Below are 12412 nucleotides of genomic sequence, written 5' to 3'. Positions count from 1 at the left end.
TTTACGGGGGTGAACGTATGACAAAATTGCGTGTATATGAATATGCAAAACAAAAGAACGTTTCAAGCAAGGATGTAATAAATAAACTTAAAGAAATGAATATAGAGGTAACAAACCATATGACAGCATTAGACGATTCAACTGTAAATAAATTAAACGATTCAATCAAACCTAAAAACGAAGATAAAAGCCAAGAGCCAAAAGCTAACGCTACGGTTGCGAAGTACGAAGCCGAAGCGGATGAAAAGAGCACTGTCAATAAAGAAAAACTGAAGAAGAAACCACCAGTTAAACCTGTAGGGACGAAAAAACCAACTGGCGGCCAGTTCAACAAGGGTCGCAATAACAAGAATAAAAATAATAAACAAAGACAACAAGCGCCTCAGGCACCTGTTACAAAACGTAAAGAAAGAGAACTTCCAGAGAAGATTACGTTTTATGAGTCTTTGACGGTTATGGAACTTGGAAAAAAACTCCACCGTGAACCTTCTGAAATCATTAAAAAGCTCTTTATGCTTGGTGTTATGGCAACAATCAACCAAACTTTGGATAAAGATGCAATTGAATTGATTTGTGCGGAATACGGTGTAGTGGCCGAAGAAGAGATTCGTGTCGACCTAACAGATCTTGAATCACTTGTCACTGAGGATGCTTCTGAAGATTTGATTGAACGTCCGGCTGTCGTGACGATCATGGGGCACGTTGACCATGGTAAAACGACATTGCTTGATTCTATACGCCATACAAAAGTCACTGAAGGCGAAGCGGGCGGAATCACTCAGCATATCGGTGCTTATCAAGTTAAAGTTAACGATAAGAAAATAACATTCCTTGATACACCAGGTCATGCTGCGTTTACAACAATGCGTGCCCGCGGTGCACAAGTTACCGATATCACCATTCTTGTCGTCGCTGCGGATGATGGCGTTATGCCTCAAACGATTGAAGCGATCAACCATGCTAAAGCGGCAGAAGTACCAATTATCGTCGCTGTCAATAAGATGGATAAAGAAGCTGCCAATCCGGATCGTGTCATGCAAGAATTGACAGAACATGGTTTAGTTTCTGAAGCATGGGGCGGAGACACAATTTTCGTACCAATTTCAGCTAAGAACGGTGAGGGTATCGATAGCTTGCTTGAAATGATTCTTCTTGTCAGTGAAGTGGAGGAGTATAAAGCGAATCCATCTCGTAAAGCAAATGGAACGGTTATCGAAGCGCGTTTGGATAAAGGGCGCGGATCGGTTGCCACATTGCTTGTTCAAAACGGAACGTTGAAAATCGGGGATCCGATTGTTATCGGTAATACATTCGGACGTGTTCGTGCGATGGTTAACGATCTTGGACGCCGTGTTAAGGATGCAGGTCCTTCAACACCGGTTGAAATCACTGGATTGAACGAAGTGCCGCAAGCTGGCGATCGTTTCATCGTCTTTGAAGATGAGAAAACGGCCCGTCAAGTTGGGGAAGTGCGTGCACAGAGACAACTTGCTTCACAACGTAATGAGAAATCCCGTGTAACCCTGGATACTTTGTTCGAACAAATGAAAGAAGGGGAAATTAAAGAATTGAACATCATTCTAAAAGCTGATGTTCAAGGTTCTGCTGAAGCAGTAGCCGCTTCCCTGAATAAAATAGAAGTGGAAGGCGCTAAAGTGAAAATCATTCACATAGGCGTTGGTGCCATTACAGAGTCTGACATCATCCTTGCAACAGCTTCAAATGCAATCGTCATCGGATTTAACGTCCGTCCTGACGTGAATGCGAAGCGTGCAGCTGAATCAGAAAATGTTGATGTCCGCCTGCACCGCATCATCTATAAAGCGATCGAAGAGATCGAGTCGGCTATGAAAGGGATGCTTGACCCTGAATTCGAAGAAAAAATTATCGGTCAGGCTGAGGTTCGTACGACTTTCAAAGTATCCAAGGTGGGCACGATTGCCGGTTCTTACGTTACAGAAGGAAAAATTACACGTGATAGCGGAATTCGCTTAATTCGTGAAGGTGTCGTCATTTACGAAGGTGAAATTGATGCATTGAAACGTTTTAAAGATGATGTTAAAGAAGTGGCAACGAACTATGAGTGCGGTATTACGATTAAAAATTACAACGACCTTAAAGAAGGCGATGTAATTGAAGCGTATGTAATGGAAGAGATCGAACGTAAATGATCGTTGGCTCCGTCCAATGTGAATGCATCATCCATGACACCCATTCTTTAAAAGAAAAAAGGGCCGTGCTTCAGCGGGTCATGACACGGCTTAAGCAGAAGTTCAATATTTCTGTAGCAGAAACCGATTTTCAGGATTTATGGCAGCGGACAAAGATTTCAATCGTAACCGTAACATCCTCAAGGAAGGCTACAGAACGGGAACTTCAAAATGCCCTTAAATTTCTAGATTCTTTTCCGGAACTAGAGCGAACAATAACAGATATAGACTGGCTTTAGGCTATCGAGGTGATATTATGAGCCTTCGTTCAAATCGTGTTGGCGAACAAATGAAAAAAGAGCTGAGTGAAATTATCGGCCGAAAAATTAAAGATCCAAGAATCGGATTTGTTACAGTGACGGATGTCGCGGTTACAGGCGATTTACAACAGGCAACAGTTTATATTTCCGTTTTGGGTGACCAGGAACAAAGGGAGAAAACCCTGCAAGGTCTAGCTAAGGCAAAAGGATTCATGCGTTCAGAAATTGGGCAGCGAATCCGCCTGCGCAAAACCCCTGAGCTGTTTTTTGAATTTGATGAATCGGTCGATTATGGTAATCGTATCGAGTCGTTGATTTCCCAAATCAATTCAGAGGATAAACCGGCTGAAAAAGACGAGGAATAAGCAAGCAGTAAAAGGAGGCCGACTCAATAAGTGCTTTGCACTTCTTGAAGTCGGTCTCTTTTTTTTGAAACCGAATATGAAAAAAGGAAAAACACCTTTCGGGGCGGGGGTCATAATCGTTTAAGGTGTTTTATAAAAGATGAGGTGAAAGCGTGAACGGTATTCTTCCATTATGGAAACCCAAGGGATTGACATCCCATGATTGTGTTTTTAAATTAAGAAAGATTTTAAAGACAAAAAAGGTTGGGCACACAGGTACTTTAGATCCTGATGTAACAGGGGTTTTACCTATTTGTATTGGCAGGGCAACAAAGATAGCAGAATATCTGACAGAAGCCGGTAAAGCTTATGAAGGGGAAGTGACCCTTGGTTTTTCAACGACAACTGAAGATGCAAGCGGCGAAAAAGTCGAAGAGAAAAAGATTGATCAAGTGATTCAGCGTAAACGGATTCTCGAAGTGCTTGAATCATTGACAGGAAAAATTGAACAGACGCCGCCGATGTTTTCAGCGGTAAAGGTAAACGGGAAGAAATTATATGAGTATGCCCGTGCAGGGATAGAGGTGGAGAGGCCGACAAGGGAGGTCACCATCTATGATATTACCCTTCTCGATGATCGTTCTGAATTTAAAGGGGAAACCATATCTTTTCGTTTTCGCGTAAATTGCAGCAAAGGAACCTATATTCGGACACTTGCAGTCATGATGGGCGAAGAACTGGGTTTTCCTGCTCATATGTCAGACTTGACGCGTATTGAATCAGCAGGTTTTAAGCAGGAGGACTGTTTCACATTTTCTGAAGTGGAAGAGTTCATGGAAAATGGTCAAATGGATGAATTTCTGTTGCCTTTAGAGCGGGGATTATTTCATTTGCCCAAATTTCAGATTAGTGATAAAGTAGCAAAGAAAGTACTTAACGGCGCGGTATTGGAACAATCAAAGGATGTTGTTGTTGAAAAAGGAATGCCATTTGTGATGGTCGATCCAGCAGATAAGGCAATTGCCATTTATCAAATACATCCGACAAAAGAGGGATTAATTAAACCTGTAAAAGTATTGGCACAAGAATTATAGACCGTTTTACCGCCGGAAAGAGGAGATTGAAAGGTGAAAGTGATCGCAATAGAGCATCCTCATCAACTTAATACGGATGATTTTCCCGAGCTTGTAATGGCGCTTGGATTTTTTGATGGCATACATAAAGGCCATCAAATAGTCATTCAAACCGCCAAGCAAAAAGCCGATGAAATGAATCTTAAGTCAGCAGTCATGACATTTGACCCGCACCCTTCTGCAGTACTGGGTAGGAAAACGGAAAATATCCGATATATCACTCCACTTGAAGATAAGGTGGATATCATAGAGTCGATGGGGATCGATTATTTATTCATTGTCCATTTCAGCAAGGAATTTGCTTCGGTACTGCCGGAACGATTCGTTGACGAATACATTGCCGGGCTGAATGTCCGTCATGTAGTTGCAGGCTTTGATTATTCATACGGTCGCTATGGTCAAGGGTCGATGGAAGATTTGCCTGTTTACGCACAAGGCAGATTTTCGCAGACAGTCGTTGCAAAACAGACACTTGAAGATGAAAAGGTTAGCTCGACGAGAATCAGGGAAACTCTCGGTAATGGCAACTTTTCCGACTTTTATCATTTGGCTGGACGACGCTATATAACGAAAGGTCATGTCGTTCACGGTGAAAAGCGGGGCAGGAAGTTGGGTTTCCCCACCGCTAATATTGAAGTAAGTGATGATTATATCTTCCCTGCAGCAGGCGTGTACGCCGTCAGGATCAAAATAAGTGGTAATTGGTATAAAGGGGTTTGCAATGTCGGATACAAACCTACGTTCCACGAAGAAAAACCTAAATATCCCACTGTTGAGGTCCATGCCTTGGAGTTCTCGGGAGATATTTATGGCAACCAGGTTTCGGTTGAATGGCATACAAGACTTCGGAGTGAGCATAAATTTTCCGGACTTGAGGCATTGGTCGCTCAGATCGAAACGGATAAGCAAAATGCAATAGCCTATTTTGCAAAGCTTGAAGCATAAAAGACAAGACTTGCAATTTTAATGAAAAACATGTATTCTATTGTATGTATGAAAATAACCATTGCTTGGCTAGTCGAGACTCCGACGCTGGCTCGGTAATAGGTGATTTTACAGAATTTTAGGAGGAATAATAACATGGCAATTACACAAGTACGCAAAAACGAACTTATCGCAGAATTCAGAACTCACGATACTGACACTGGATCTCCAGAAGTTCAAATCGCAGTATTAACAGAAGAAATCAACAACTTGAACGATCACTTACGCACACACAAAAAAGACCACCATTCACGTCGCGGTCTTCTAAAAATGGTAGGTAAACGTCGTAATCTTTTAACTTACCTACGTAACAAAGACGTTACTCGTTACCGTACACTAATTAACAAATTAGGTCTACGTAGATAATTTTTTCAGGAAGGCGGGAAATTTCCCGCTTTTTTGATGTTAATCAAATGATTTGGACGTGTTCTACTTAAGGCTGGGCCTTCGTCCTTGGGACTCGGCAGGAGCCGGGTCCTTTTCCATTTATAAATGATCAGGATATACATAATCAAATGAATGAAATTTTTATTCATTTTACTGTTAATGCTTGTTTTTTTCGTGCATAATAGGAATAGTTTGGTTTTAACTCGAGTTCAGTTACTTTCACATATAAATGATTTAATCCAATACAGGTTTAGGTAAACTAAACCTCTAAGTGAAGATTCAGAGAGGGGTTTAATAAATGGGACAGGAAAAACATACGTATTCATTTGACTGGGCCGGCCGTAATGTAACGGTAGAGATAGGGCAATTAGCCAAACAAGCGAACGGGGCAGTTTTAGTCCGTTATGGAGAAACTGCTGTATTAAGTACTGCGACAGCTTCGAAGGAACCTAGAAATGTTGACTTCTTCCCTTTGACAGTCAACTACGAAGAAAGGCTTTATGCAGTCGGTAAAATTCCGGGAGGCTTCATCAAACGTGAAGGACGACCGAGTGAAAGGGCAATTCTTGCTAGCCGTTTAATCGATCGTCCAATCCGTCCGCTTTTCGCCGATGGCTTCAGGAACGATGTTCAGATCATCAGCATGGTCATGAGTGTCGATCAAGATTGCTCTACGGAAATGGCAGCCATGCTAGGTTCTTCCCTTGCACTTTCAGTTTCCGATATTCCGTTCGAAGGTCCGATTGCTGGAGTTGTAGTGGGGAGAATCAATAATGAATTCATTATTAACCCTACTGTTGACCAACTAGCTAAAAGTGACATCAATCTGACGGTTGCCGGCACTAAAGATGCCATCAACATGGTTGAAGCCGGAGCGAATGAAGTACCAGAGGAAACGATGCTTGAAGCAATCATGTTCGGACATGATGAAATCAAGAAGATCATTGCATTCCAAGAGAAAATCGTTGCTGAAATCGGCAAGGAAAAAATGCAGGTCACTTTATACCAAGTGGATGCGGAACTGGAAGCAGAAGTGAAAGGCCTATGTGAAGCAGACTTGAACAAAGCTGTACAAGTTCAGGAAAAACATGCTCGTGAAGACGCGATCAAAGCAGTAAAAGATCGTGTGTTGGTTCATTATGAAGAAGAAACTGATGAAGAAAAATTAAAGCAAATCAAAGAAATCCTTAATAAATTGGTTAAATCCGAAGTCCGCCGTTTGATCACGGAAGAAAAAGTGCGTCCGGATGGCCGTAATCCTGATGAAATCAGACCATTATCATCTGAAGTAACGATTCTGCCCCGTACACACGGTTCCGGATTGTTCACACGCGGACAAACCCAGGCGCTATCCATCTGTACATTAGGTGCACTTGGTGATGTGCAGATTCTGGACGGACTCGGGACCGAAGAGTCAAAACGTTTTATGCATCACTATAATTTCCCGCATTTCAGTGTAGGTGAAACCGGTCCTATCCGTGGGGCAGGGCGCCGTGAAATCGGTCATGGTGCACTTGGTGAAAGAGCGTTGGAGCCCGTCATTCCAAACGATAAAGACTTCCCATATACAATCAGGCTTGTTTCTGAGGTCCTTGAATCGAACGGTTCAACATCACAAGCAAGTATCTGTGCAAGCACTTTGGCAATGATGGATGCCGGGGTTCCATTGAAAGCTCCAGTTGCCGGTATTGCCATGGGCCTAGTCAAATCAGGTGAGCACTATACAATCTTAACGGATATCCAAGGTATGGAAGATCATCTGGGAGACATGGACTTTAAAGTTGCAGGGACTTCAAAAGGTGTTACTGCCCTACAAATGGATATTAAGATTGAAGGACTTTCAAGAGAGATTCTTGAAGAAGCTTTACTTCAAGCCAAACATGGCCGGATGCACATTTTGGAATCCATGATGTCAACCATCAATCAACCGCGTGAGCAGTTATCCAAATATGCTCCAAAAATCGTTACAATGTCCATAAATCCGGATAAGATCCGAGATGTCATTGGACCGAGCGGTAAACATATCAACAAAATCATTGAAGAAACTGGCGTGAAAATCGACATCGAACAAGATGGAACGGTATTCATATCTTCTACTGATGAACCAATGATTCAAAAAGCGAAGAAAATCATTGAAGATATCGTACGTGAAGTCGTAGTGGGCGAGCTATACTTAGGTAAAGTTAAACGTATCGAAAAGTTCGGTGCCTTCGTTGAAATCTTCAATGGTAAAGACGGTTTGGTACATATTTCTGAACTGGCTGAAGAAAGAGTCGGAAAAGTGGAAGATGTCGTTTCACTTGGCGATGAATTATTGGTCAAAGTCACTGAGATCGATAAGCAAGGAAGGGTTAACCTTTCCCGTAAAGCAGTCTTGAAAGAGCAAAAAGAGGCAGCCAACCCTTCTCAATCGTAATTGAAAATAGAAATCCGGCATGCGATTCCTTGTGAATCTGCATGCTTTTTTTGTTTTAAGGTATTGGAATATCCATCGGGCGAATGGCGTTAAAAGGATGTCATGTTCTACCTTGTCCGTTTTCTTCATACATTTTGGTATGAAGGGGGCGTAAAAAATGAATAATAAATGGAAGCAGATAGTTGCGATAAGTGCCATTGCAGGTATATCATGGTTATTAGTGCAAAATCCATATACACAAATTTATTTGACCCAATTAACCGATGATTCAGTTGCTTCAATGAAGCAAGAAGACGAGCTACTTTTACAAATAAAAGAATCAACAAAAAAATATGAGATTGCACCACAGGATGCACGAATAGATTCTGTTTGGAAAACCGTTCCTGCATATAATGGCCTGAAGGTAAATATTGATGATTCTTATAAAGCCATGAAGAAGGAGGGCGTGTTCGATAAGAATAAGCTGGTATTTCAGCAGATCCCTGCAAAGATACATATGGAGGATCTGGATCCTGCTCCCATTTACCGGGCCCATCCCGAAAAGCCAGTGGTATCATTTTTAATCAATGTGGCCTGGGGGAATGAATACTTACAAGATATGTTGGCCGTGTTAAAAAAGAATAATGTCAAGGCCACATTTTTCCTTGAAGGTAATTGGACCAAGAAAAATCCCGAATTGGCCAAGATGATTAAGGGTGGCGGGCACGAAATTGGAAATCATTCTTATTCACATCCAGATATGAAAAACATATCCGCACAAGCTACACGTGAGGAAATTCGAAAAACGAATGAAGTCATTGAAGCTGTGACAGGTTTGAAAATGAAATGGTTCGCACCACCAAGTGGAAGCTACCGGGATGAAACGGTGAAAATCGCGGACTCTTTCGGTATGGAGACCGCCATGTGGAGTGTGGATACGATCGACTGGCAAAAGCCAAGCCCTGAAGTCCTTCAACAAAGAGTGCTTTCTAAGGTACACCCTGGAGCATTTATATTGATGCATCCAACTGAATCTACTGCAAAATCATTGGAAACGTTAATAATTGAAATAAAAAAGAAAGATTTAGATATCGTTACCGTTTCGGAAGCAGTAGATGAAGAGCGATTGAATCCATAATGTATTGGTAACGATAGCAGCATAGAATGATTGGGAGGAATGTTAGTTGATTAAGAAATACACGTGTCAAAATGGAGTTAGAATTGTATTGGAAAATATTCCAACTGTACGTTCAGCAGCAATTGGAGTATGGATAAAAACAGGTTCAAGAAATGAAACGCCAGAATTGAATGGGGTTTCACATTTTCTGGAGCATATGTTCTTTAAAGGGACAACTAAGAGAAATGCGCGCGAAATTGCCGAATCGTTCGATAGTATCGGTGGACAGGTGAATGCATTCACATCAAAAGAATATACATGCTATTATGCTAAAGTAATGGATAACCATGCAAGCTATGCGCTTGAAATCCTGGCTGATATGTTCTTCAATTCTACATTTGATGGGGAAGAATTGAAAAAAGAAAAAAATGTCGTCTATGAAGAAATCAAAATGTACGAAGACACACCAGATGACATTGTCCATGACCTCTTAAGCAAGGCGGTATATGAAAATCACCCCCTTGGTTATCCAATTCTAGGGACGGAAAATACGCTTGACACTTTCAATAGTGATACATTAAAAAAATACGTCCATGACATGTATACACCCGATAAGGTAGTCGTGTCCATTGCTGGGAATGTGGATGAAAAATTGATCAAGGAAGTCGAAAGCTACTTTGGCTCGTATCAAGGAGGGGAAGACCGTCTTGAATTGGTCAAACCTTCCTTCCACGAAAATAGGATCACCCGTAAAAAAGATACGGAACAAGCCCACTTATGCCTTGGTTACAACGGATTGGAAATAGGCAACGATAAAACATACAGCCTGATTACCTTGAATAATATCCTTGGGGGAAGCATGAGCAGCCGTCTATTCCAGGACGTCAGGGAGCAACGCGGCCTTGCCTATTCCGTTTACTCTTATCACTCCAGTTATCAAGATAGCGGTATGGTGACAGTATATGGGGGGACAGGCACAAATCAGCTTGACAGCCTGTATGAAACCATTCAGGAAACACTGGATACTTTAAAAAGGGATGGCATTACGGAAAAGGAATTACGAAATAGTAAAGAACAACTAAAAGGCAGCTTGATGCTCAGCCTTGAAAGCACGAATAGCCGCATGAGCCGGAACGGAAAAAATGAGCTTATGTTGGGTGAGCACCGTTCCCTTGATGATATCATCATCAAGATTGACGAAGTGACTGAGGATACCGTCAATGAATTGGCAAATCAGATCTTTACGGAACATTCCTTGTCATTAGTGAGCCCGCTGGAAAATTGGGACAAATAATAACGAACAAGTCTGAACCTTCATTAATGGGAGGTCAGGCTTTTTTTCTTTGAATGCGGGAGGGTCCAGTATTATGGACAATATTTGGTTAAATGCCTTCTAAGTTTACCTTTTTCGGATATAGATTGAATAGAAGACGAAAAAGGGGGAACCAAAATTGAGGTTGAGCGAACTGAGCGGTAAGGAAATAGTCGATGTGAATAGGGCGGAAAGATTAGGAATCCTTGGTCAGACGGATTTGGAAATAGATGAAACTGGACAAATTACCTCGTTGATCATTCCATCTGTCAAATGGTTCGGCCTTTTAAGGAATGGCAGTGAAATAAGAGTGCCATGGGAACATATAAAAAAAATCGGTGCGGATATGGTCATCATTGATTTTCAGGAAGGACTCTCGCTTAAAGAAGGAGAGCATATGGACGGATAATGACGCTCGCTTCATACTCCTTGGAACTTCTCGAAATACACTTTCGAAAACGCCTTAGCTGGCAATAGCTATGGCGTTTTTTCTTTTCTTATCACCGTTTTTTAAGTGAAAACATAAGATGGCAGGGTAACTAGAGAATGTAGCAAAAACCGAATTGCTTCCTGAAGGAATTGTATCACGAGGCAAGGAATGTTTAGGATCTTTTAAATAAAGAAGGTGACGGTTTTAATGCTTACAGGCATGCAAATCGCTGTAATTGGTGGAGATGCGCGTCAGCTTGAAGTTGTCCGTAAACTGACGGAGCTTGATGCAAAGTTATTATTGGTAGGTTTTGAACAGCTTGACCATGCTTTTACCGGAGCGGTTAAGGAAAAAATGGAAGATATAAACTTCAAGGAATTAGATTCAGTTATTTTACCTGTCCGGGGTACGGATTCAGATGGGAAAGTAGAAACGATCTTTTCCAGTGAAGAGGTTGTTTTGACTGAAGAAATGATAAAAAATACCCCGGAACATTGCACTTTTTATGCAGGAATCAGTAACGATTACCTCGATGAGATATTCAAGAAGGTGGATCGCAAACTTGTTCTATTGTTCGAACGTGATGATGTCGCTATTTATAATTCGATTCCCACTGTTGAGGGTGCGATCATGATGGCCATTCAACATACGGATTTTACTATTCATGGATCGAATGTAGCCGTTCTGGGACTGGGAAGGGTCGGTATGAGTGTAGCCCGGTCATTCCAGGCACTTGGAGCAAAAGTAAAGGTGGGGGCAAGAAAAAGCGAAGATATAGCGAGGATCAGTGAAATGGCATTAGCCCCTTTTCATTTAAATGATCTTGCTGCAGAAATGAAAAATGTTGATATATGCATCAATACGATCCCTTTTCCTATAATTACCGCAAATGTCATCGCTAATATGCCCGTTCATACATTAATCATCGACCTTGCTTCAAAACCGGGGGGGACGGATTTTCGTTACGCTGAAAAAAGGGGAATTAAGGCGCTGTTGGCACCGAGCCTACCGGGGATAGTTGCCCCGAAAACAGCTGGTCAGATATTAGCGAATGCACTGGGACTATTGATTCAAGGCGAGTTCTTGAAAAGGAAGGGGAAAATGATATGAGTCTCAAAGGTAAACGGATTGGTTTCGGATTAACAGGATCACATTGCACATATGATGAAGTGTTTCCGGAAATAGAAAAACTTGTAAATGAAGGGGCGGAAGTCATCCCAATCGTAACATCGACTGTTCAAAACACGGAAACCCGTTTTGGAAAGGGCGAAGACTGGGTCGAAAGAATAGAAAAATTGACGGGGAATCACGTCGTTGATACAATCGTCAAAGCGGAGCCTTTAGGACCTAAATTGCCACTCGATTGTATGGTGATCGCTCCTTTAACGGGTAACTCAATGAGTAAAATGGCAAATGCCCTTACCGATTCGCCTGTACTTATGGCTGCAAAAGCGACGATGAGGAATCACCGTCCAGTCGTGGTCGCGATATCAACAAATGATGCACTTGGGTTAAATGGTGTCAATCTAATGAGGCTGATGGCAGCAAAAGATATTTATTTTGTTCCATATGGCCAGGATAATCCCACAGGCAAACCAAGTTCCATGGTTGCAAGGATGAGCATGATAAGGGATACGATCATATCGGCACTGGAGAGGGAACAGATTCAACCTGTCATCGTCGAAAGGTTCAAGGATGATTTAGCCTGAACAAGTTTTTGCCACGGATCTAGCTTTCAACGACTGGTATATATGCATAAATTTGTAGGTTGAAGTTATAAAAAACCACTCCACTACCAGAATATTTTGTTAAAGTCCGACCCTTTGGAATGTTAATGTGA

12 protein-coding genes are annotated in these 12412 nt (G+C 41.8%); all 12 read left to right on the top strand.

Annotation, left to right across the window (positions count from 1 at the left end):
• Positions 1-17: 17 nt before the first annotated feature.
• The 12 genes from infB to J7I90_RS03845 all read left to right on the top strand — a co-directional run bounded on the left by infB (position 18) and on the right by J7I90_RS03845 (position 12281).
• Positions 18-2171: a translation initiation factor IF-2 gene (gene infB, locus J7I90_RS03900; protein WP_053534384.1), complete on the top strand. Its 2154-nt coding sequence runs from the start codon at positions 18-20 to the stop codon at positions 2169-2171.
• On the top strand, positions 2168-2449 hold the full coding sequence (locus J7I90_RS03895) for a DUF503 domain-containing protein (RefSeq protein ID WP_034313609.1): 282 nt from the start codon (positions 2168-2170) through the stop codon (positions 2447-2449). Before infB ends, J7I90_RS03895 begins: the two co-directional genes overlap by 4 nt.
• A gap of 17 nt (positions 2450-2466) precedes the next feature.
• Positions 2467-2835 (top strand): 30S ribosome-binding factor RbfA, encoded by a 369-nt coding sequence (rbfA, locus tag J7I90_RS03890; protein ID WP_034313607.1) that lies wholly within the window; start codon positions 2467-2469, stop codon positions 2833-2835.
• 152 nt (positions 2836-2987) lie between these two features.
• Positions 2988-3908, top strand: coding sequence for a tRNA pseudouridine(55) synthase TruB (truB, locus tag J7I90_RS03885; RefSeq protein ID WP_214768499.1), 921 nt, complete (start codon positions 2988-2990; stop codon positions 3906-3908).
• Positions 3909-3941: 33 nt separating this feature from the next.
• A complete protein-coding gene (ribF, locus tag J7I90_RS03880) occupies positions 3942-4892 on the top strand; it encodes a bifunctional riboflavin kinase/FAD synthetase (protein ID WP_214768498.1) in 951 nt (316 codons plus the stop codon).
• Between the two features lie 135 nt (positions 4893-5027).
• Complete coding sequence (gene rpsO, locus J7I90_RS03875; RefSeq protein WP_034313598.1) at positions 5028-5297, top strand: 30S ribosomal protein S15; 270 nt, start codon at positions 5028-5030, stop codon at positions 5295-5297.
• Positions 5298-5616: 319 nt separating this feature from the next.
• Complete coding sequence (gene pnp, locus J7I90_RS03870; protein ID WP_034313594.1) at positions 5617-7734, top strand: polyribonucleotide nucleotidyltransferase; 2118 nt, start codon at positions 5617-5619, stop codon at positions 7732-7734.
• A gap of 157 nt (positions 7735-7891) precedes the next feature.
• Entirely contained in the window at positions 7892-8851 is a 960-nt protein-coding gene (locus J7I90_RS03865; RefSeq protein ID WP_214768497.1) for a polysaccharide deacetylase family protein, read from the top strand.
• 46 nt (positions 8852-8897) lie between these two features.
• Positions 8898-10124, top strand: a complete 1227-nt coding sequence (locus tag J7I90_RS03860) for a M16 family metallopeptidase (RefSeq protein ID WP_214768496.1) — start codon at positions 8898-8900, stop codon at positions 10122-10124.
• Between the two features lie 157 nt (positions 10125-10281).
• Positions 10282-10551, top strand: coding sequence for a YlmC/YmxH family sporulation protein (locus tag J7I90_RS03855; protein WP_214768495.1), 270 nt, complete (start codon positions 10282-10284; stop codon positions 10549-10551).
• A gap of 228 nt (positions 10552-10779) precedes the next feature.
• Entirely contained in the window at positions 10780-11682 is a 903-nt protein-coding gene (gene dpaA / locus J7I90_RS03850; protein WP_214768494.1) for a dipicolinic acid synthetase subunit A, read from the top strand.
• A complete protein-coding gene (locus tag J7I90_RS03845) occupies positions 11679-12281 on the top strand; it encodes a dipicolinate synthase subunit B (protein WP_034313581.1) in 603 nt (200 codons plus the stop codon). The genes dpaA and J7I90_RS03845 overlap by 4 nt, the downstream gene beginning before the upstream one ends.
• Positions 12282-12412 lie beyond the last annotated feature (131 nt).

Origin of the sequence: Bacillus sp. ISL-57, assembly GCF_018613135.1 — a bacterium.
Classification (GTDB): domain Bacteria; phylum Bacillota; class Bacilli; order Bacillales; family DSM-1321; genus Peribacillus; species Peribacillus frigoritolerans.
The sequence above is the reverse complement of the archived record's forward strand: the minus strand, read 5'-3'. Positions and strand labels throughout refer to the sequence as shown.

Excerpts from the sequence above, each read along its gene's own strand:
- infB (WP_053534384.1), top strand. The coding sequence starts at position 18 with ATGACAAAATTGCGTGTATATGAATATGCAAAACAAAAGAACGTTTCA.
- J7I90_RS03845 (WP_034313581.1), top strand. The coding sequence starts at position 11,679 with ATGAGTCTCAAAGGTAAACGGATTGGTTTCGGATTAACAGGATCACAT.
- rpsO (WP_034313598.1), top strand. The coding sequence starts at position 5,028 with ATGGCAATTACACAAGTACGCAAAAACGAACTTATCGCAGAATTCAGA.
- J7I90_RS03895 (WP_034313609.1), top strand. The coding sequence starts at position 2,168 with ATGATCGTTGGCTCCGTCCAATGTGAATGCATCATCCATGACACCCAT.
- pnp (WP_034313594.1), top strand. The coding sequence starts at position 5,617 with ATGGGACAGGAAAAACATACGTATTCATTTGACTGGGCCGGCCGTAAT.
- J7I90_RS03865 (WP_214768497.1), top strand. The coding sequence starts at position 7,892 with ATGAATAATAAATGGAAGCAGATAGTTGCGATAAGTGCCATTGCAGGT.
- rbfA (WP_034313607.1), top strand. The coding sequence starts at position 2,467 with ATGAGCCTTCGTTCAAATCGTGTTGGCGAACAAATGAAAAAAGAGCTG.
- dpaA (WP_214768494.1), top strand. The coding sequence starts at position 10,780 with ATGCTTACAGGCATGCAAATCGCTGTAATTGGTGGAGATGCGCGTCAG.